Annotated in this window: 16 protein-coding genes and 1 tRNA gene; 10 read left to right on the top strand and 7 right to left on the bottom strand. The window is 59.1% G+C overall.

Translation table 11 applies throughout. The annotated features are described in order from the left end of the window. Positions 1-197 precede the first annotated feature (197 nt). Positions 198-1,598, top strand: coding sequence for an MATE family efflux transporter (locus ACQQ2Q_RS11780; protein ID WP_428187253.1), 1,401 nt, complete (start codon positions 198-200; stop codon positions 1,596-1,598). Between the two features lie 106 nt (positions 1,599-1,704). Here the strand turns inward: ACQQ2Q_RS11780 and carA are convergent, their stop codons facing one another. Beyond that, positions 1,705-2,910: a glutamine-hydrolyzing carbamoyl-phosphate synthase small subunit gene (gene carA, locus ACQQ2Q_RS11775; protein WP_428187252.1), complete on the bottom strand. Its 1,206-nt coding sequence runs from the start codon at positions 2,908-2,910 to the stop codon at positions 1,705-1,707. 331 nt (positions 2,911-3,241) lie between these two features. On the opposite strand from carA, the gene ACQQ2Q_RS11770 reads away from it, so the two are divergent. The 8 genes from ACQQ2Q_RS11770 (at position 3,242) to ACQQ2Q_RS11735 (ending at position 13,542) form a co-directional block, all read left to right on the top strand. Next, the gene (locus ACQQ2Q_RS11770) at positions 3,242-3,691 is read left to right on the top strand and encodes a GatB/YqeY domain-containing protein (RefSeq protein ID WP_428187504.1); all 450 of its coding nucleotides are present in this window, start codon (positions 3,242-3,244) and stop codon (positions 3,689-3,691) included. Between the two features lie 186 nt (positions 3,692-3,877). Beyond that, positions 3,878-5,875, top strand: coding sequence for a DNA primase (gene dnaG / locus ACQQ2Q_RS11765; protein WP_428187503.1), 1,998 nt, complete (start codon positions 3,878-3,880; stop codon positions 5,873-5,875). Positions 5,876-6,362: 487 nt separating this feature from the next. Beyond that, complete coding sequence (rpoD, locus tag ACQQ2Q_RS11760; protein WP_428187251.1) at positions 6,363-8,408, top strand: RNA polymerase sigma factor RpoD; 2,046 nt, start codon at positions 6,363-6,365, stop codon at positions 8,406-8,408. Between the two features lie 114 nt (positions 8,409-8,522). Then, complete coding sequence (locus ACQQ2Q_RS11755) at positions 8,523-9,380, top strand: EamA family transporter (protein WP_428187250.1); 858 nt, start codon at positions 8,523-8,525, stop codon at positions 9,378-9,380. A gap of 193 nt (positions 9,381-9,573) precedes the next feature. Continuing rightward, the gene (locus ACQQ2Q_RS11750) at positions 9,574-10,731 is read left to right on the top strand and encodes a DUF930 domain-containing protein (protein ID WP_428187249.1); all 1,158 of its coding nucleotides are present in this window, start codon (positions 9,574-9,576) and stop codon (positions 10,729-10,731) included. 261 nt (positions 10,732-10,992) lie between these two features. Then, positions 10,993-12,501, top strand: coding sequence for a putative bifunctional diguanylate cyclase/phosphodiesterase (locus tag ACQQ2Q_RS11745; protein WP_428187248.1), 1,509 nt, complete (start codon positions 10,993-10,995; stop codon positions 12,499-12,501). 81 nt (positions 12,502-12,582) lie between these two features. Next, the gene (locus tag ACQQ2Q_RS11740; protein WP_428187247.1) at positions 12,583-13,005 is read left to right on the top strand and encodes a secondary thiamine-phosphate synthase enzyme YjbQ; all 423 of its coding nucleotides are present in this window, start codon (positions 12,583-12,585) and stop codon (positions 13,003-13,005) included. Between the two features lie 177 nt (positions 13,006-13,182). Next, positions 13,183-13,542, top strand: a complete 360-nt coding sequence (locus tag ACQQ2Q_RS11735; protein WP_428187246.1) for a hypothetical protein — start codon at positions 13,183-13,185, stop codon at positions 13,540-13,542. A gap of 103 nt (positions 13,543-13,645) precedes the next feature. On the opposite strand, the gene ACQQ2Q_RS11730 is transcribed toward ACQQ2Q_RS11735, so the two are convergent. Beyond that, on the bottom strand, positions 13,646-14,383 hold the full coding sequence (locus tag ACQQ2Q_RS11730; protein WP_428187245.1) for an SIMPL domain-containing protein: 738 nt from the start codon (positions 14,381-14,383) through the stop codon (positions 13,646-13,648). 169 nt (positions 14,384-14,552) lie between these two features. Here ACQQ2Q_RS11730 and ACQQ2Q_RS11725 point away from each other — a divergent pair. Beyond that, positions 14,553-14,628, top strand: a tRNA-Ile gene (locus ACQQ2Q_RS11725). A 40-nt stretch (positions 14,629-14,668) separates the two neighbouring features. Here ACQQ2Q_RS11725 and rsgA read toward each other — a convergent pair. The 5 genes from rsgA to ACQQ2Q_RS11700 form a co-directional block, all read right to left on the bottom strand. After that, positions 14,669-15,667, bottom strand: a complete 999-nt coding sequence (gene rsgA, locus ACQQ2Q_RS11720) for a ribosome small subunit-dependent GTPase A (RefSeq protein ID WP_428187502.1) — start codon at positions 15,665-15,667, stop codon at positions 14,669-14,671. Between the two features lie 311 nt (positions 15,668-15,978). After that, positions 15,979-16,746, bottom strand: a complete 768-nt coding sequence (gene otnI / locus ACQQ2Q_RS11715; RefSeq protein WP_428187244.1) for a 2-oxo-tetronate isomerase — start codon at positions 16,744-16,746, stop codon at positions 15,979-15,981. 131 nt (positions 16,747-16,877) lie between these two features. Continuing rightward, a complete protein-coding gene (locus ACQQ2Q_RS11710) occupies positions 16,878-18,593 on the bottom strand; it encodes an ABC transporter ATP-binding protein (RefSeq protein WP_428187243.1) in 1,716 nt (571 codons plus the stop codon). Further along, a complete protein-coding gene (locus ACQQ2Q_RS11705) occupies positions 18,590-19,534 on the bottom strand; it encodes an acetamidase/formamidase family protein (RefSeq protein WP_428187242.1) in 945 nt (314 codons plus the stop codon). Before ACQQ2Q_RS11705 ends, ACQQ2Q_RS11710 begins: the two co-directional genes overlap by 4 nt. Before the next feature lie 100 nt (positions 19,535-19,634). After that, positions 19,635-21,254 (bottom strand): ABC transporter substrate-binding protein, encoded by a 1,620-nt coding sequence (locus ACQQ2Q_RS11700; RefSeq protein ID WP_428187241.1) that lies wholly within the window; start codon positions 21,252-21,254, stop codon positions 19,635-19,637. Between the last annotated feature and the right edge of the window lie 14 nt (positions 21,255-21,268).

The raw sequence follows: 21,268 nt of genomic DNA, 5'->3' as shown, positions 1-21,268 counted from the left end.
GGGCCATATGGCCCCTTTTCAATGGGCGCGAGCGCGACAATGTGTGCTCGACACATCAGTTGCTTTGATCGGTCGACCAATTCTTCTGCTTGATCGGTTTTCGGGCTTGCCGCTCATTTTTTAATCATCTATCCCTCGATCATCGCCGCTCGCCAGATCTGCCTGGAAGCGGCTTTTTTCGTCACAGGTGAACGGTCATGGCTATCGAGGCTTCAGCGCATCATATCGGCAAGGCGGACAATCGCTGGAGCGCGCATATTCGCGCGACGCTGTCGCTGGGGATTCCGCTGATCGGCGCACAGCTTGCCCAGGTTGGCATCCACACAACCGATACCGTGATCGTCGGGCAATTGGGTGCCGTTCCATTGGCGGCCATGGTGCTCGCAGGTCAGTTCTTCTTCGTGCTGTTCGTGTTCGGATCGGGCTTTTCGATCGCTGTCGTGCCGATGGTGGCCCAGGCCTATGGCCGAGGCGATGGCGTATCCGTGCGTCGCTCGCTGCGCATGGGCATGTGGGTCGCGCTCGGATTTTCGCTTCTGGTGATGCCGCTGTTTATGAATGCCACACCGGTTCTGCTCGCGCTGGGGCAACAACCTGATGTGGCCTCGCTTGCGGCCGGATATCTGCGGATTGCATTTTTCGGCCTGCCGGCGGGGCTTCTGTTTTATGTGTTGCGGTCCATGGTGAGCGCCATCGGGCGGGCCGGCATCGTTTTGTATGTCACGCTTGCGACCCTCACGCTGAACGGCGTTCTGGCCTATTGCCTGGTGCTTGGTCATTTCGGATTTCCGGCCCTTGGCATGAAGGGCGCGGCAATCGTTGCCGTCATTTCCCAGTGGACGAGTTTCTTTCTGCTCGTCGCTTATGTGCAGACGCGCGAGGAAACCCGTCAATACGAATTGTTCGTGCGCTTCTGGCGGCCGGACTGGCGTGCTCTTGGAGAAGTGCTCTATCTCGGTCTGCCGATCAGCGTGACAATCATTGCCGAGGTCGGTTTCTTCAGTGCGTCTTCCTTGTTGATGGGCAAGATCGGCACGCTGGAACTGGCAGCCCATGGCATTGCGCTTCAGCTCGCGTCCATCGCCTTCATGATCCCGCTTGGCCTTTCTCAAGCTGCAACCGTCAGGGTCGGCGTCGCCCATGGGCGAGGGGACTATGCCGAACTTGTGCGGGCGTCTATCGTCGCCATCGCTATCGGCGTCATTCTCTCGCTGATCTACGGACTTGTGTTCGCCGTGATCCCCGGGCCGCTTGCCGGTATCTTTCTCAATCCGGAAACGCCCAATGCTGCACAGGTTCTTACCATCGCGGTTCCGCTCATCATTGTCGGTGGTTTCTTCCAGTTGATGGATGGGCTGCAGGCGATTTTCAGCGGGCTGCTGAGAGGACTCAAGGACGCGCGGATCCCGATGATCATGGCGCTGATCGCCTATTGGCCCATCGGCATGTTATCGGGCTGGGCTCTGGCATTCCCCCTGGGCTTTGGAGGCGTCGGCATCTGGTTCGGCTTCCTGATCGGCCTTGCCAGCGCGGCACTGATGATGTGCCTGCGCTTTGTCATTCTGCTCAAAAAGGAAATGAGAGCAGCGGGCGTTTAAGCCGTCGGCGAATGGTCAGTCTGCAGGACAGCGTGCCTGGCCTCAAAAAAAAGGCCGGTCACGCATGCGACCGGCCTGAACTTCAGGTCTGATATCGTTTTCCGCTTCAGCGTTCCATCAAAGCCGGCTCGCCCTTGTTTTCGCGCAGCATGTTGACGAAGCGGCGGAACAGATAGTGGCTGTCCTGCGGGCCGGGCGAGGCTTCCGGGTGATGCTGGACCGAGAAGACCGGCTTGCCGACGAGGCGCAGTCCGCAATTGGTGCCGTCAAACAGCGAGATATGGGTCTGCTCGACGCCGTCCGGCAGGGACTTGGCATCGACCGCAAATCCATGATTCATGGATACGATCTCGACCTTTCCGGTGGTGAAATCCTTTACCGGATGGTTGGCGCCGTGGTGGCCCTGATGCATCTTTTCCGTTTTTGCACCGAGCGCGAGACCCAGCATCTGGTGGCCGAGGCAAATGCCGAAGATCGGCAAGCCGCTGTCGATCAGTTTGTTGATGACCGGGACCGCATATTCGCCGGTCGCGGCCGGATCGCCGGGGCCGTTGGACAGGAACACGCCATCCGGAGACATCGCTATGATGTCCTCGGCACTGGTGGATGCCGGAACGATCGTGACCTTGCAATCGAGGCCGGTGAACAGGCGCAGAATGTTGCGCTTCACACCGTAGTCGATGCAGACAACATGGTATTTTGCATCTTGCGGCTCGAGGTCCGCGCCATCCTCATCCCAGACCCATGGCTTTTCGGTCCACTGCGAAGACTGGCCGGACGTGGCAACCTTTGCGAGGTCGAGACCTTCCAGTCCGCTCCAGGCCTTGGCTTCCGCCTTCAATGTGTCGATGTCGAAGACGCCGTTCGGGTCATGGGCGATGACAGCATTGGGAGCGCCGTTCTCGCGGATCCATGCGGTGAGCGCACGGGTATCGACACCACAAAGCCCGATTACGCCACGGGCCTTCAACCAGGCATCGAGATCCTTGACCGCGCGATAGTTGGAAGGCTCGGTGATATCGGCCTTGAAGATCACACCGACGGCGCCGTGGCGGGCGGCGGGTGTCAGATCCTCGATATCGTCGTCGTTGGTACCGACATTGCCGATATGGGGAAAGGTGAAGGTGACGATCTGTCCGAGATAGGACGGATCGGTGAGGATTTCCTGATAGCCGGTGAGCGCGGTGTTGAAACACACTTCCGCCTGCACCTTGCCGGTTGCGCCTATGCCGGTGCCCTCGATCACAGTGCCATCGGCGAGAACGAGCAGGGCGGTCGGTTTTGCGGTTGTCCAGGGAGCTGAAGACGTCATGTTCGGTGTCCGTTTCCGGCCGCGCGCAGCCGGTCTTGAAGACCGACGGCGGAAGGGCCATATCTGTCGCAGATCAGGGCGGCGCGAAAATCTCGCACCGAGTGTGTCTGACTATATAATGTCCGTGCAGGTGCCGGAAAATAGTCGGAACGGCTTTCAAGGTCAATTATTCACTGTGGAAAGCGTGGATTTTAATCTCATTGAATTCAATGGGTTGCCAATTTGATTTGCCTGCTGCTCTGGCTATGGATATGACAGCGACAGAAACGTCAAGGAAAAGCCACATTCCGACAGGCTCCCAAACCGGCTTTTTCCCGGAGAAAAAATCATGATGCGTGACAAGCTTGCCAACGTTCTCAAGGAAGCGTTGAAGGCAAAAGACGTGCGACGAACCTCGACGGTCAGGCTGATCCTGACTGCCGTCAAGGATCGCGATATTGCCAATAGAGGCATCGGCAAGGATCCCGTCAGCGATGACGAGATTATGCAGATCCTGATGAAGATGATCAAGCAGCGGGACGAGTCCGCGAAGATTTACGATGACAATGCGCGACCGGAGCTTGCAGCTCAGGAGCGTGAGGAAATCGCTGTTATCAAAAGCTTCATGCCGGAACAGCTGCCGGAAGAAAAGGTGCGTGAACTGTGTGCCTCCGTCATCAATGAAACCGGCGCGCAAGGTCTGCGTGACATGGGGCGCTGCATGAACGCGCTCAAAGAACGCTATCCAGGCAAGATGGACTTCTCCAAGGCCTCGGGCGTGGTGAAGGACCTGTTGAAGTAATCTGGCCGCATTGGCCATTCACATGTGCGACGCCGCTCGGGACCGGGCGGCGCTTTCTCGTTTTTGCCCCGGCGCGTTGTGGATATCGGGAACAACAGGGGGCCAAATCTGGCTCCTGTCGTTTGTGATGATAATGACGCTGGGGTGGCGGCTGTTTGTGTGAAATGATCGCTGACAGAGGTGATGATGCGTTTTTCCAATTCCTTCCTGGACGAGATCCGTGACCGCGTGCCGATTTCGCACGTCATCGGTACGCGTGTGTCCTGGGACAGGAAGAAGACGAATGTTCCGCGCGGCGACTATTGGGCGTGCTGCCCGTTCCACGGCGAAAAAAGTCCGAGCTTCCACTGCGAGGACCAGAAGGGACGTTATCACTGCTTCGGTTGCGGCGTGTCGGGCGACCATTTCCGGTTTTTGACCGATCTGGAAGGCTTGAATTTTCCCGAAGCCGTCGAGCGGATCGCCGATATGGCGGGCATCGCCATGCCGAAGCCCGACGCGCAGGCCGAGCGGCGCGAGCGCGAACGCACGACACTGCAGGACGTGATGGAGCTGGCAACGCAGTTCTTCCAGGAACAATTGCAGATGGCCAGCGGCGCCAAAGCGCGTTCTTATCTACGCGAGCGGGGACTGACCGGCCGCACCATCGAGACCTTTCGTCTGGGCTATGCGCCTGAAAGCCGCAACGCGCTGAAGGAGTATCTGTCGTCCAAGGACGTTCCCAAGGAGCAGATCGAGGCCTGCGGTCTCGTGGTTCACGGGCCGGATATTCCGGTTTCCTACGATCGCTTCCGCGACCGCATCATGTTTCCGATCCTGTCGTCGCGCGAAAAGGTCATTGCATTTGGCGGGCGGGCGATGTCGCCGGATGCCGTGGCCAAATATCTCAACTCCAATGAGACCGAGCTCTTTCACAAGGGCAATGTGCTCTACAATTTTGCCCGCGCACGACGCTCGATGCAGGGCGCCGGCGGCGCCGATACCCTGATTGCCGTCGAAGGCTATATGGACGTCATTGCGCTTCACCAGGCTGGCATCGAAAATGCCGTGGCACCGCTTGGAACTGCCTTGACCGAAAACCAGCTTGATCTTCTGTGGAAGATCACCCCGCTTCCGGTCTTGTGCTTTGACGGTGATGGCGCGGGTATTCGGGCAGCGAGCCGTTCAGCTGAACTGGCACTTCCGCATTTGAAGCCTGGCCGATCGGTCCGCTTTGCATTGTTGCCCGACGGCAAGGATCCGGATGATCTGGTGCGCCACGATGGTCGCGCGCCGTTTGACCGGGTGATTGCCGATGCCAAACCCCTGGCCGAGATGATCTGGCAGCGCGAGATCAGCCAAGGTGGTTTCGATACGCCGGAAAAACGGGCGGAGCTTGAGGGACGGGTCAAGCAGGTGATTGCGGTGATCGGTGACGAAAGCGTGCGCCGCCATTACCAGCAGGATATGCGGGATCGGTTGAATGCATTTTTCCGTCCGTCCTCCGGCTTTCGCAATGAGGGCCAGTCGGGTTACGGGAACAAGGGCCGTCAGGGGCAGGGAGGCCGCCAGCCGCCATCTGCCAAGGGACCCAGGGGTGCTGGTCTTGGCGGTGCCATTTCCGACCGGCTGACCCGGTCTGGCATGGTGAAGGGCTATATGACCCAGCCGGCCTTGCGGGAAAGCGTTCTGGCGCTTGCTATCGTCAACCATCCTGAACTGCTTCAGGAAGATTATGACGAGCTGGCTGCCATCGATTTTGAACACAAGACGTTGCAGGTGCTCTGGTCCGCGGTGCTGACGGCTGCCGTCAATTCCAGCGCAAGGTTGTCGCGCGACGAGCTTGCCGCCCGTTTGAACGAAGAAGGCCATGGCGAGCTTCTGGCCATGCTCGATCAGCAATTGCGCAATGCCCGGCTGTGGATTGCGACGTCGGAAGCTGCCATCGAAGATGCGCGCGAGGCCTATCGCCAGGCGCTGTCGCTGCACAAGCGTGGCAAGGCGCTGTCGCGTCAAAGACGCGAGCTGGAAACCGAAATGGTTCAGGTCACGGAAGAGGGAGACGGCGAACGGATGAGCCAGTTGATCGGCGCACTTCAGGAGGTGCAGATGGAAATCGCACGGCTTGAAAATCAAGAGGCGATCGTCGACGGGTTCGGTGTCATGTCGGGTCGTGTGAAGGGGGCAGCCATCGGTCACGGCTGAGAATCGGCCCAATTTTATCGTGGAAAAAGTAGAGGCGGTCCAAGATTTGCCTTGTTCGCAAGTGAAAGGCGTAAAAACTTGATGGAAATGGGATTATGCTGCCCGTCAAAGCCGTGTTGCCCTTGTCCGCTGGCACATTCGTCCTAAATAGGCGGAGGAAGTTTGATCTTCGCGAAACCGACCGAATGCAACGATTTTACGGAAATTCGTTGGCATTTGTAGCGGAAAGCCTTGACGCCAGACGAAATTGTGGGAATCACCAATCAAGGCATTACGGTTTAAACGGGTCGCGCGGATCAACAAGGGTATCGCCGGTCATTCAATCAAGCGGATGTTTCGGCGTCTGACTGGCACCATTGTGGTTAATCGGGAATTCATACCGTTCCTTTAGAGCATGAGCGAATCATGACGGCGGGCAATTCGCTTGGGCCTAAAGGCCTCGTATCGTGATCTTGAGAAAACGCGCCAGGGAAAGCGACAGGATAGAATGGTAACCAAAGTCAAGGAAAACGAAGAAGCTGAAACCGAGCGCGAAGGCGCTACAGATGGTCCGCTTCTCGATCTTTCGGATGACGCGGTCAAGAAAATGATCAAGGCCGCGAAAAAACGCGGCTACGTCACAATGGATGAGTTGAACTCGGTTCTGCCATCGGAGGAAGTCACCTCCGAGCAGATCGAAGACACCATGTCCATGCTGTCCGACATGGGCATCAATGTCGTAGAGGATGAAGATGTCGAGGAGATGAACTCCGACGACAGCGACGATTCCGAAGAGACAGAGAGCCAGGGCGGCGAACTGGCACCGAGTGCCGGTACCGCAGTCGCGACTGCCAAGAAGAAAGAGCCGACAGACCGTACCGATGACCCGGTGCGCATGTATCTGCGCGAAATGGGTTCGGTAGAGCTTTTGTCGCGCGAAGGCGAAATCGCGATTGCCAAGCGTATCGAGGCTGGCCGCGAAACCATGATCGCCGGTCTGTGCGAAAGCCCGCTGACCTTCCAGGCGCTGATCATCTGGCGTGACGAACTCAACGAAGGCACCACGCTTCTGCGCGAGATCATCGATCTCGAAACCACCTATTCCGGTCCAGAGGCCAAGGCTGCTCCGCAGTTCCAGAGCCCCGAGAAGATCGAGGCCGACCGCAAGCTGGCCGAAGAAAAGGAAAAGACCCGCAAGGCACGTTCAGCAGACGACGACATTACCAATGTTGGCGGTGAGGGTGGCTCTTCGGAAGAGGAAGACGAAGACGACGACGAATCGAACCTGTCCCTGGCCGCGATGGAAGCAGAGCTTCGCCCGCAGGTCATGGAGACGCTCGACACGATTGCCGACACCTACAAGAAGCTGCGCAAGCTGCAGGATCAGCAGGTCGAGGCGCGTCTTGCCTGTGCCGGTACGCTGTCGACCGGTCAGGAACGTCGCTACAAGGAACTGAAGGATCAGTTGATCACGGCCGTGAAGTCGTTGTCGCTGAACCAGAACCGAGTCGATTCCCTCGTCGAGCAGCTTTACGACATCTCCAAGCGTCTGATGCAGAACGAGGGTCGCCTGCTGCGTCTCGCCGAATCCTATGGCGTGAAGCGCGAGGCCTTCCTCGAGCAGTATCAGGGTGCGGAACTTGATCCCAACTGGATGAAGTCCATTGGCAATCTGGCCGGTCGCGGCTGGAAGGAATTCGCCAAGGAAGAAAACCAGATGATCCGCGACCTTCGTGGCGAGATCCAGAACCTTGCGACCGAAACCGGTATTTCCATCACGGAATTCCGCCGTATCGTGTCCATGGTGCAAAAGGGCGAGCGCGAAGCGCGTATCGCCAAGAAAGAGATGGTAGAGGCCAACCTTCGTCTCGTGATCTCGATCGCCAAGAAGTACACCAACCGCGGCCTGCAGTTCCTCGACCTCATCCAGGAAGGCAATATCGGCCTGATGAAGGCGGTCGACAAGTTCGAGTATCGCCGCGGTTACAAGTTCTCGACCTATGCCACATGGTGGATCCGTCAGGCGATCACCCGTTCGATCGCCGACCAGGCCCGCACGATCCGTATTCCGGTGCACATGATCGAGACGATCAACAAGATCGTCCGCACATCGCGCCAGATGCTGCACGAAATCGGTCGCGAGCCGACGCCGGAAGAACTGGCCGAAAAGCTCGCCATGCCGCTCGAAAAGGTCCGCAAGGTCCTGAAGATCGCCAAGGAGCCGATCTCGCTCGAAACCCCCGTGGGTGACGAAGAGGATTCGCATCTGGGCGACTTCATCGAGGACAAGAACGCGCTGCTGCCGATCGACGCTGCCATTCAGGCGAACCTGCGCGAAACCACGACCCGCGTTCTCGCCTCGCTCACGCCGCGCGAAGAACGCGTGCTGCGCATGCGCTTCGGCATCGGCATGAACACCGACCACACGCTCGAAGAGGTTGGTCAGCAGTTCTCGGTGACACGCGAACGTATTCGCCAGATCGAAGCCAAGGCACTGCGCAAGCTCAAGCACCCGAGCCGCTCGCGCAAGCTTAGAAGCTTCCTCGACAGCTGAGGCACTCGCTTTCGAATATTCTCATCCCGGCGTCGTAAAAGACGCCGGGATTTTTGTTTCAGGCAAGTGACTGTTTTCCCAGTCCCAGCGCCCGCCAAAAGAAGCTCTGTTCTCATGTCGCTTTCCGTCTTTGCCTTTGTCATGCTGGCTGCATTCTTGCACGCGACATGGAACGCCATCGTCAAAGGTGGCAGTGACAAGCTTTTGACCACGGCGCTTGTCTCCAGTTTTTCCGGGCTTCTGGCGCTCGCTGCATTGCCGTTCCTGCCGCAACCGGCGGCCGAAAGCTGGCCGTATATCGGCGCTTCGGTCTGTTGTCAGGTAACCTATTTCAGCCTCATCGCGCGCGCCTATCACATTGGCGATATGAGCCAGACCTATCCGCTGATGCGGGGGGCTGCACCGCTTCTGGTGGCGCTGGTGTCGTTTTTCGTCATAGGCGAATATCTGGCCGGTTTCACATGGGCCGGCATCGCGGTGATCAGCATCGGCGTTCTGGCGCTTGCCTATCGCCCACGCGCAAGGGCCGGCGTGCTGCCGCTCACGGGCGAACGCTCAGCCGTCGGTACTGCACTTTTGAATGCCTGTGTGATTGCTGCCTATACCCTGATCGACGGCCACGGCGTGCGGCAGTCCGATGCGCCGGTCGCCTATGCGCTCTGGGTCTTTTTTCTCACCTCCATTCCTTTGGCGGGGTGGGCGATCTACACGCGCAAGGGTCTGTTTTTTGACTATCTGCGGGAAAACTGGAGCAGCGGCCTGATCGGTGGCGTCGGCACGTCCGCTTCGTATGGCCTTGCCCTTTGGGCCATGACACTGGCGCCGGTTGCCGTGGTTGCCGCCTTGCGCGAGACCTCCATCCTGTTCGGTGTGGCGATATCGGCTTTCGTGCTGCGCGAGCGTGTCGGCAAACGCCGGATCATGGCAGCTGCGATCATCGCCGCTGGTGTGATTCTTCTGCGGCTATCTTGAAACGAGCGTCTATCCGCGTGAGAGCAGGGGACGATCGACATTCCGCGCGTTTGACGCTTTTCACGACAGTACATGTTATCCACCCTTGATCCAGCCATGATTTGACGCCACATCCGGTGCGAGCAGAGAGTATTTATCCATCGGCATGAAAGAGCATTTCCGGAGATATTGGGGACGGTGGGGCGGGAGCGTCGTGATTTCGCTCGTGCTGCATATGCTTGTCATGCTGGTTGTCTTCATCAACCTGCCATTCACGCTGTCCTCACCGGAGAAGGAAGAATCGGTGAGCGTGGAGCTCGTGCCACCGCCGGAAGAGCAACCGCCGCCTGAACAGACGCAAGAGCAGCCACCCGAAGAGGCCAAGGTGCAGGAAGCGCCTCCCGAGGAGGCCGCCGCACCTGCCGAGGAAGAGCCGAAAGCCGAAGAGAAGGCCGAGGCGCAACCGCCGGAACCACCGCCAGCGCCGGAAGACCCTGAAGAACCACCTGCGCCGCCACCACCGCCGGAAGAGCAGACGCCACCCGAACCTTCGCCACCACCAGAGCCTCCCACGCCAGAACAGGCGCCTGAAGAGCATCCGGCTGCCGAGGAACCAGCGGCGCAAGCGCCAAGCGGAGAGCAGGGGGGCGATGATGCCCAGCGGGTACCCATTCCGGTTCTGAGACCCGTTTTCCAGTTTGGCGACGAAGGAAGCGGTGCGCGTGAGGCGCTGGACGGCGATAGCGTGGAAGAGGGCGAGCAGACACCGGACGAGGCAAAGTCTGAAGACGAGGTCGCCCCGGCAAGACCTGCCGAGAGCGATGCAGAGACTGCGCAATCCGAGCAGCCACCGCCACCGACGGATCAACTGCCCAGCGTCGATATTCTGGGTGTCGGGTCGGGGGCCGACGGCATTGCCATAGGTGCCCTGCCTGAGGCCGAGATTGCTGCCGTGGAGACATCCGACGATCCGTCTGCGACCGCATCCGGTGGTCCCCAGCCGGATCTTCCCGTCCTCAACGAGGCCAAGAAGCTCTTTTCGCGTGACGCCACTGATGATCCCGTGGCGGTGACAGCAATGGCCAATATTCCCCGCGGCGTGCGGGCGGATCAATTGTGTCTGACCGAACTGCGTGAGCAATTGCGCAATGGTACGCCACCGTACTGGCCGGAGCTATTGCCGTCGCACCGGCTGGACAGGGGAACCGTGTTCGAGATGCGCGACTCTGCCTTCCGCGCAAAGGGGCAGTGGTACAACCTCAACTTCCGCTGCGAGATCGACGAGAAGGCCACCAAGGTCGTGTCCTTCGCCTTCAGTGTCGGCGCTGCTATTCCGCGCAGCGACTGGAAACGGCGCGGTCTCCCCCATTGAGTGAGGCGGCCATAATTTACCAGCAATTTCCAGTAAGTAGTCCCCGTTGTTTACTCTTTCTTGGTGCTTCAGAGTCCAGTTTTGTTCAGGCAATCCGTTATTGTTTAAAATAAAAGTATGCTAATTTATATTCTTGTTTCGCTATATCGGTTTGTGCCGACCGGTACCCGCTATGTTGGGGGAGTATATGATTGGCTTGATATTGGTAGCGTTGTGGATCAGTGAGCCGAAAGCAGCGATACCGGATACAGGTGGGGTTTGATGGCATCCAGGACGAATGACGATAGCGTAGAAGCGGTTCAACAGCGGATTGCCCGGCTCGAGCAGTTATTGGAAAAGGAACGGGCCGCACGTCGTCACGCCGAACAATTGCTGGCGGAAAAATCGAAGGCGTTATCGCTCACTAACCAGTCGCTGTTGCGTCTTGCTGAAGATCTTGAGACGCGGGTGAAAGAACGCACGGGCGAACTGGCACTGGAGCGCGAGCGCGCCGTTTTGCTGGCCCGTGAAGACCAACTGACAGGTCTGGCAAACCGTCGTTTTTACAATGAATTTCTGGCGGACGCCTGTGCCAAAGCAGTGGCAGAGGGTAGCCAGCTTGCACTTTTTCTCATCGACATCGATCATTTCAAACATCTCAACGACGGTCTTGGCCATGAGGCAGCAGATGATATTCTGAAACTGGTGGCCCAGCGGTTGTGCGACATCTGGCCGGATGCGCTGATCTCGAGACTGGGGGGCGATGAATTCGCGGTGATCGCGAAAGTGACCGGTGACCATCTTGCGCTCGAGGCAGACGCCAGTCGTGTGTCCACAGCCTTTGCCGTGCCGTTTGGCGATCAGGGGCGCGACATCGAGCTCTCCTGTTCGGTGGGGTTCGCCGTCTTGCCACAGGATGCGCAGACCGCTGGCGACCTGCAACGATACAGCGATATGGCGCTGACTGCCTCCAAGAGAAGCGGCCGACGTTCAACGACAGCGTTCAACGCGGTGTTGCGGGACGAGGTTGAGGAGAAAATGCGTCTGGGTACGGAACTCGCGGAGGCGATTTCAGGTGGCCAGATCATTCCCTGGTTTCAACCCATCGTGGATGCTTCGACGGGACGCATCAAGGGGCTTGAAGCCCTGGCGCGGTGGGAGCATCCCGAGCGTGGGCTGTTGTCGCCGCATCAGTTCATCCCGCTCGCCGAAGAGCGCAAGCTGATGGATGCGCTGTTTCAGTCGATCACCCGACAATCGTGTCAGGCGGCTCTGCCCCATGTCGTTTCAGGCCAGCTGGACTATCTCTCGGTCAATGTGTCGCCGAGCCAGTTCCGGTGGAATGAAATGTCCACCACGATCAGGGATCTTCTGAAAGAGATTGGCTTTCCGCCCAGGGCGCTCGCCCTGGAAATTACCGAGGAACTGGTCTTTGCCGATGTTGCGGCGTCGCTCAGGGAATTGTCGCGGATTTCCCAGCAAGGGATCAGGATTGCGCTTGATGATTTCGGAACCGGTTATTCGAATATCGCGGCGTTGCGTCGCTTGCCGATCGACTGGTTGAAGCTGGATCGCAGCCTGATCGTCGATATCGATCATGAGCGTGTGGATCAGGAAATCATCTATGCTGTGCTCATCATGGCGCGCGGCCTCGATCTCGAGGTGATTGCCGAGGGCATAGAGACGCGTGCGCAGGCCGACTGGCTTCTGAGTGCCGGTTGTCGCAGGCACCAGGGGTTTTTCTATGGCAAGCCATCGCCTATCCAGCACCTCGTCCCTCACTTCGCATGAGCTATCCGGTGTCGGGGCTTCCTTGACCGGACAGCGATCGCGGGCGATTTTCCCTTCTGCCACAATCTCAGGAGACGCTTGATGCCGCAGACTGTTTTAACCATCGAGACGCGCGGGCAGGGCCTCTACGAGTTCACCGACAAGGCACAGGACTTCGTCCGGCAGAATTCGCCGGAAGAGGGCCTGCTCAGCCTGTTCGTGCGCCATACCTCGGCGTCGCTGCTCATTCAGGAAAATGCCGATCCTGACGTCAAACGCGATCTGAAAGAATTTTTTCGAAGACTGGTCCCGCCGTCTTCCGACCCGTCGATGAAATGGGTGGTCCATACGATGGAAGGCGAAGACGATATGCCGGCGCATATAAAATCGGCGCTCACACAGGTGTCGCTATCGGTGCCGGTCCATCGCGGCCGGCTGATGCTGGGAACCTGGCAGGGGCTCTATCTGTTCGAGCATCGCGACCGTCCGCACCGGCGCGAGGTCATTCTGCATCTTGGATCCTGATTGGCAGAAGACGTTAGAACAGCAGATACAATAAACGATTTCAGGTTCTTGATCGAATGAATGGAAACTGAACGGCAGGTTCGGACTGCATTCAGGCGGCAGGTCATATCTTCTTCTCAATCGCTCAGACGACAGCGAGATTGCCATCCCGGCCCACAGGATCAAGAGGAGAAGACCATGACCAATATGATCGCAAAGGCAGGTGCTGCCGCTTTGATCGCCATTGCATCGCTCACCGCAACCGTATCGACAGCATCGGCTGGAGGCTATGGCCATGGGTCAGGAGCGGGCTTCACCATCCAGTTCGGCGAACGCGGCCACAACAAAGGCCATAACAGCCACAATCGTCATCATTCCCGCCAGTTTGCCGCCTGCGCACCCCGTCATGCCGTGAAGAAGGCGCGCTGGAACGGTCTGCACCGCGCCCATATCCAGCGTGTTTCTCCTCGCCATGTCGTGGTATCCGGCTATCGCCACCACCGCCATGACCGGATGGTCTTTGCCAATGTTCCAGGCTGCCCGCTGATCCGTCGCTAAGCAACGGTTTCAGGCCGTCCGGACCTCGTCCCTGATTACCGGATGGCTGGCGCCACTGTGTCTCTCCGCCCAGAGCGGGTTGGCACGGTGGCGCCTTTTTTTGTTATTGGTCGATGGCGTAGGTGATGTTGACGGTGACCGAATAGCTGTTTTCACCGCCGGCAATCGGCACGGCATCGGAGGCTTCCTTCGCCATCGCCATGCGATAGGCCGGCTGCGGCATGGGCCGGGCGAAATTCTCGCTCATTTCGACGATACGGCCCAGCTTGACGCCGGCAGCTTCCGTCAGTGCCCGCGCCTTGGCAATTGCCTCATCGACAGCCTGTTTGCGGGCCGCCGTCACGGCCTCCTTCGGGTCGTCATTGGTGAATTGCACATTGCCGCTCTCGTTGACGCCCAGCGTGACGGACTTGTCGAGGATAGCGCCGAGTTTCTTCAGGTCGCGTACCTTGACGGTCAGGCGGTTGCTCACCTGATATCCATCGATCTTCGGCGACTGGTAGCCGCCGTCACTGTTCTTTTCCTGGGTGTAGCGCGGATTGACCGAGAAATCGGAGGTCTGGATATCCTTGTCGGCGATGCCTTCGCCCTTCAGGGCATCCAGAACGGCCGTCATCGCTGTGTTGCTTTCTTTCATCGCATCGGCCGCGGTTTCGGCTTCGCGCACGACTGCCAGCGAGAGAATCGCCATATCGGGCGCAATGGCTGATTCGCCTTCGCCGGAAACCATGATGACCGCTTCGCGTGGCTTTTCCTGATCCGCAAAGGCGATGCCTGGCAGAGCTGGAACAGTGGCCAGCATGACGGCCAGGCTCGCGAGGGTGGGCTTAACGCTCGACATTTTATGCTTCCTTCAATCAGACTGGCCCCGTTATGACGGCCATTAAGAGGCATGTGAAGCCTATGATTGTGAAGCGAATACGGCAACGGCTTGTCGTGCCGAACGAAATGGGCTAAGCGATTGCCCAAGCGGGTGCCATTGCCCGCGCTCTGGCAAATGAAGCCGGGCAGGGCCTGTAGCTCAATGGTTAGAGCCGGCGGCTCATAACCGCTTGGTTGGGAGTTCGAGTCTCTCCAGGCCCACCATTTTTGTCTGCCGACTTCACCGTTGAATCAGTGGGTTATCCTACCTACGCTGATTCTTTTTCTCGGCCTTTGGCGTTTTTCCGGTCGCACGGTCTCTTCCTCGGCGTTCGCCCAGGCTTTTTGTGTTGAGCGCGTCCTCAACCAGAAGCTTTTTCCAGCGCTCAAGCCGGCTTTGATCGATCTCACCGCGCTCGGTTGCCGCGCGCACGGCACAGCCGGGTTCGCTTTCGTGACGACAATCGCGAAAGCGGCAGGATTCGGTCAGCTCGGTGATGTCGGTGAACACCTCCTCGATACCTTGCTGAACGTCCGCCAGTTGCAATTCGCGCATGCCGGGCGTGTCGATCAGCCAGCCACCGCTTTCGAGCCTGTGCAGTTGCCTCGATGATGTGGTGTGCCGGCCCTTTGCGTCATCCTCTCGGATGGCCTGGGTCGAGATCGCGTCCGCTCCGGTCAGGGTGTTGATCAGGGTCGACTTGCCGACGCCGGATGAGCCGACAAACGCCACCGTCTGCCCCCTGCCGCACCATGGATGGAGTGTTGCCACCTGATCGGGCTTTCGTGCGTCGACAAGGATGACTTCAAGTCCTTGAAAGAGCTCGGCCGCCGACTGGCGAAATGTTTCGGCGTCGTCCACGAGGTCTGACTTGGTGACGACGACGACGGGGGTAACGTCGGCTTCTCTTGCCAGCGTCAGATAGCGTTCGAGGCGGGCAATGTTGAAATCCTGGTTGCAGGAGGTCACGATGAAGAGTGTGTCGATATTGGCGGCGATCAATTGCAGGCCGCGCCTCTTTCCCGGCGCGCGGCGCTTGATGAGGCTCGATCTGCGCAACAGGCGCAGGGGCTGACAGGTGCCGGGATCCAGCAGAAGCCAGTCGCCGACCGTTGCAAAGCCTGCGGCATCGCCATCGCCTGCTGAAAAATGAGCAACAGTCCGGTCTATGTCGACGCCCAGAACATGCAGGACCGAGCGATGGACTGCGGTGACCCTGCAAATCTCGAAAAGCGGCAATTCGTCCGCTTCGAGTTGCTGCATGAAAAACGAACGCCAGCCGAGATCGGATAGATCGAAGAGCTCTCCCGAAACGGGCTCCTGTCGATTTGATGGCACGCTTGACCCTTCAATTGCTAGACCCTGGCTGTGATAACGGCAACGGCTGTCGTTGTCGTCTGAAAATCGTCGCTGGGTCCCATGCAAGTGCTCTCGCTGCTTGCGATCGGATCGACTATTCGGCATGCGTGAAGGATTGTCCAGCGGCGATCGGCCATGACAGCATGAGGGCTGAATTAGCCTCTGCGCAAGCCGAGACGCTTGGACAGGTTAACGAGATCTCCGGCGAGAGACAATCAAACCTCTTTCAGCCAGCCCAGTCCGTCCGCAGTTGAGCCGGCCGGACGGTATTCGCACCCGACATAACCCTGATAGCCTAACGCGTCGATCTCGGCGAAGATGTGGCGGTCGTTCAGCTCTCCGCTCATGGGCTCGTTGCGCTCGGGAACAGAGGCAATCTGGATGTGGCCGATATGGGGTGCCATGCGGCGAAGCGCGACGATCACGTCGCCATGCAAAATCTGGCGGTGATAGACATCAAATTGCAACTTCACATGCGGCGCGTCGGCCTCGATGACGAAACCAATTGCCTGGTCGAAGTCGTTGAGGAAATAGCCCGGCATGTCGCGGCCATTGATCGGCTCGATCACCAGGCCGATGCCGGCCTCTCCGGTACGCTCTGCAGCACGCTTGAGGTTTTCGCGGTAGCAGGCAATCGCCGCGGCATCGTCAGATGGCGCAATGCCCGCCATCATGTGCAGAAACGGTGTTCCAAGAACCTTGCCGTAAGCGATTGCCATGGCGAGCGCTTCGGTGAAGTCGGCTTCCCGTCCAGGAAGGGATGCCAGTCCGCGCTCACCGGCTGCCCAATCGCCGGGCGGCATGTTGAAGAGTGCCTGTTTGAGGCCGGCATCGGCCAGTCGCGCGGCAATGGTTTCGGCAGGATGATCATAGGGGAAGAGAAATTCGACTGCCTTAAAGCCACACTCGGCTGCGGCACGAAAGCGATCTAGAAATGGCACCTCGGTAAACATCATCGAGAGATTGGCGGCGAATCTGGGCATTTCAGTCTTCCTCTTCCATTCCAACATGCGTGCCAAAGGGCCTTGGGCACACCTTGCCCACTCACTTGCCGGAACGACCTTGTCGGGAGGGACAATAAGTCAGGGGGGCGCTGAAGGAAATGGCCAAGGGCTCAGCTGGAACGCATCATCCCGATCTCCCTTTCGGCCCTCTTGCTGTCGCGATAGCGACGCGGTTCGGGGATGGGGACCGCCGACATGAGGGCTTGCGTATAGTCGTTGCCGGGGTTCTCGAACACCTGCCGGCGTGTGCCCATTTCGACGATCTGGCCGCCGCGCATGACGGCCACGTGGTGTGCCATCTTTTCGATCACGGCCATGTCGTGGGAAATGAACAGATAGGCGAGACCCATCTGCTCTTGCAGTTCCAGCATCAGGTCGAGCACACGGCCACGCACCGAGACGTCCAGCGCTGCAACGCTTTCGTCGGCAACGATCAGCTTGGGCTCCAGGGCCAGCGCGCGGGCGATGCAAATCCGTTGCCGTTGCCCGCCGGAGAATTCGTGCGGGTAGCGTCCGGCCGCATCGGGTGTCAGCCCGACGCGTTTGAGGAGAGCGGCAACGCGGTCGCGGCGCTCGGAAGCATTGCCGATATTGTGGATCACCAGCGGCTCGGCGACCGCCGATCCCACATTCATGCGCGGGTCGAGCGAGGCGTAGGGATCCTGAAAGATCATTTGTGCCGCACGACGGATCGGCAACATGATCGACGGGGACGACTGAAATACCTCGCGTCCGGCAATGCGAACACTGCCGTCAAAGGGAATGAGGCCGAGCACGGCCTTGCCGGTGGTCGATTTGCCCGAGCCGCTTTCACCAACCAGCCCCAGCGTCTCGCCAGCCTCCAAGGAAAAGTTGATATTGCTGACGGTGGGCGGTGGGGCGGTGCCACGACCCAACCAGCCGCTTTTTGCGCCATAGGTGACGCTTAGCTCGGCCACCTCGAGGATCGGTTGCGGCTGGGCCGGGAGACGAGCGGCCTCGGTGACGCGCGGGGGACCGTCGGTTCCGGCGAGTGCCCCCAGATGCGGGACCGCAGCGAGCAGTTCCCGCGTATAGGGTTCGGCCGGTGTCTCGAAGATGTCGATAACATCGCCCTGTTCGACGATGCGGCCATTCTGCATGATGGCGACACGATCGGCCATCTCGGCCACGACGCCCATGTCGTGGGTGATCATCAGGATGGAGGTGTCGAATTCCTGGCGTAGTTCGCGCATCAGGGTAAGGATCTGGGCCTGGACTGTCACGTCCAGCGCTGTCGTTGGCTCGTCGGCGATCAGCACCTTTGGCTGGCACGACAGTGCCATGGCGATCATTACGCGCTGGCGCATGCCACCGGAGAGTTCATGGGGAAATTGCGTGAGGCGGTGGGCTGCCTGCGTCATATGCACGGCATCGAGCATCTGTTTCGCCACGATTTCCGGGCTTTGCGTCAGATCGTCGCGATGTTCGCGGATGGCCTCGGTCAACTGCGCGCCGATGGTCATGACCGGATTGAGCGAGGTCATAGGCTCCTGGAAGATCATGGCGATCTCGCCACCCCTTATCCGGCGCATGGCCCGTTCTGAAAGACCGAGCAAATTGCGCTCGCCAAGGCGGATTTCGCCTGAGGCGACACGCAGCGATGCCTTTGGCAAAAGTCCCATGGTGGCAAGAGAGGTTACCGATTTACCGGAGCCGGATTCGCCCGCAAGGCACAAAGTCTCGCCGGCGTTGAGCGTAAAGCTCACACCGTCGAGAATGCGCTTCAGACCGGTCGGTGTGCGGGCGTCGACCGAGAGATTGCGGACCGAAAGAACCGGCGCTGTGCCTTTTTGTTGCTGTGTCACGAAAGGACGATCCTCGGGAAGTAGAAGGAAACGACCCAGTTGGGGGCGTCGACGATTTCGCTGATCCTCAGATCACCGCAGACCGAGCACAGGAGATAGGCGTCGACGGCGCTCATGCCGTGCTCACTGCCCAGCAAGTCGATCATCCGCATGAGGGCTTCGCGAGCCCCTGTCATCAGATCGGGTCCGATGCCGGTGGTGACTTCGTAACCGGCGCCATCGAGGTGGCGGGTGACAGGCTCGGTTACCGTGAAGCGTGGGCTCTTCAGGTTGGCACCCTTGACCAGATCGAGCGTCAGCTCGACATTCATCTGGCTTTCGATCGCGGTTCCGCAGACCTCGCCATCGCCCTGGGCCGCGTGGGTATCGCCAACAGAGAACAGTGCGCCCTTGCATTCCACGGGCAGGTAAAGCGTGACGCCGGCCGAGAGGTCGCGGATATCCATATTGCCGCCGACGCGACGTGGCGGCACGACCGAATGGAGGCCGGGCTCTGCAGGGGCGACACCGATAGTGCCGGTGAAGGGCTTCAGCGGTACCTTGCCACCTGGACCATAGGCTGCGGGCGCCATGGTCTGGGTATCGTAGGTCCATACATGCAGCGCGGGATCGGCGAACTGATCTGCCAGCAGGCCAAAGCCCGGAATATTGGCGGTCCAGCCGTAGCCGCACGGGTGGAACTTGTTGATGGTGACTTTCAGCGCATCACCGGGTTCAGCGCCCTCGACATAGACGGGGCCGGAGACCGGGTTGATCTTACCGAAATCGAGATTGGCGAGTGTGTCGAGCGTCGCATCGGGGCCGATCTGGCCGCCCGAGGAATCCAGGCACTCAAACAGAATGGTTTCGCCCGGCTTTGCTGTCAGGGATGGCGGGAAATCCTTGTTCCAGCCGAAATTATGTTGAGCGCTATGGATGGTGTGGTTGCATGCGACGCACATTGTTGAAGCTCCCTAGAAATAGGCGACTGCCCCTTTCGCCTTGAACCCTCTCCCCGAATGGGGAGAGGGGCGTTTGAGAGGCAATTTCGCTGTTGTGCTGTTATTGCTTTACGTAGATCGCATCGTAATTGATGACGCGGGTAGGGTCGATGTAGATGTTGTCGGGACCGCCCATGCGCAGCGATTTTGCCACCACGCGACGTTCGTTGATGACCGGTACCCAGGGCGCGTCATCCATGATGTCGGTGAAGATCTTGCCCCAGACAGCCTGGCGTTCTGCGGTCTGTGCCGGATCCGACATCGCGTCTGCAGCGATGGCGCGCTTGTCGAGTGCCTCGTTGCAATACCACGACCAGTTCCAGCCGCCCTGAACTGCGCCTGCGCAACCGAGGATCGGGCCGTAGAAGTTGGATGGATCCGGGAAGTCTGCGATCCAGGCCATGCCGCCCGACCAGATCATCGGGGCTTCGCCTTCGGTGCCGCCGGCGGCAATGACATTGCCCTGCGCCAAAGCGCGAACTTCAGCCTTGACGCCAATGGCTGCCAGATCCTGCTGGATGGCCTGGGCAATGCGGGGCTGCGGATCGGTATTGGTGGAGAAGAGCACGGTCTCGAAGCCATCCGGATAACCGGCTTCGGTGAGCAGGGCCTTGGCCTTTTCCACGTCGAATGGATAGCCCTTGTAGTCTTTGTCATAGCCCGGCATCAGCGGCGGAAGCGGCTGGTTGGCAGGCGTTGCGCGACCGTTCAGGATGCGCACGATACGCTCCTTGTTGACAGCCATGTTGATGGCCTGGCGCACCTTGACGTCGTCGAACGGCTTCACCTTGGTGTTGAGGGTGATGTAGCCGGTGTGGAGTTGTTCGCCGTCGACAATCATGTCGGCGCCTTCAGGCGAGTTCTTGATTTCGAGGAACTTTGCCGGCGGAATGCCGTCGCCTGCGATATCGACTTCACCCTTTTGCAGCCGAAGCAGGGCGACCAGTGGCTCCTGGCCCACTTCAACCGTCACCTTGTCGATATGCGGGATATCCTTGACGTAGTAGTCCGGGTTCTTGTCGAACACCAGCTTCTGGCCAATGGTCCAGTCTTTCAGAATGAAGGTTCCGGAGCCGACGGGATGTTTGCCGAAATCGCCATTGGCCGCTTCGACGGCTTCCTTTGGCACGACCGAGGCAAAGTTGATCGCCAGTACATGTAGGAAGGTGGCGTCAGGACGGGTGAGGTGGAAGATGACCGTACCATCATCCGGCGTTTCGATGCCGGACATGGTGTCCGCTGTCCCAGCCGTCATCTCGTCAAAACCCGCAATCGCACCGAAGAAGCCGGCGCCCGGGCCTTGTGTCTTCGGATTGACGGCGCGTTCCAGCGAGTATTTCACATCGGAGGCGACAACATCGCGACCGTTGGAGAATTTCACGCCCTTGCGCAGCTTGAAGGTATAGGTGAGGCCATCAGGTGCGACTTCAAAGCTCTCGGCCAGCGACGGCACGATGTTTGCGGTGCCGGGCTCATAGTCGACGAGACGTGAGAAAAGGCTCTTGATCATGGACCAGTTGACCCAGTCGTAACCGATGGCCGGATCGAGCGTGGTAATGTCGTCCTTGTAGGTGACGACGATGTCGCCGCCTTGACTTGGCGTGTCCTGGGCGTTGACCGTAAGCGGTGTCAGCGCAAAGAGCGCCGCCGTCGTGGAGTTGAGAAGCAAACGTCTAAACATAAGCAGTTCCCCTT

It is taken from the genome of Agrobacterium sp. ES01 (genome assembly GCF_050320885.1).
Classification (GTDB): domain Bacteria; phylum Pseudomonadota; class Alphaproteobacteria; order Rhizobiales; family Rhizobiaceae; genus Allorhizobium.
Note: the sequence above shows the minus strand (reverse complement) of the source record. Positions and strands in the feature narration are given on the sequence as shown.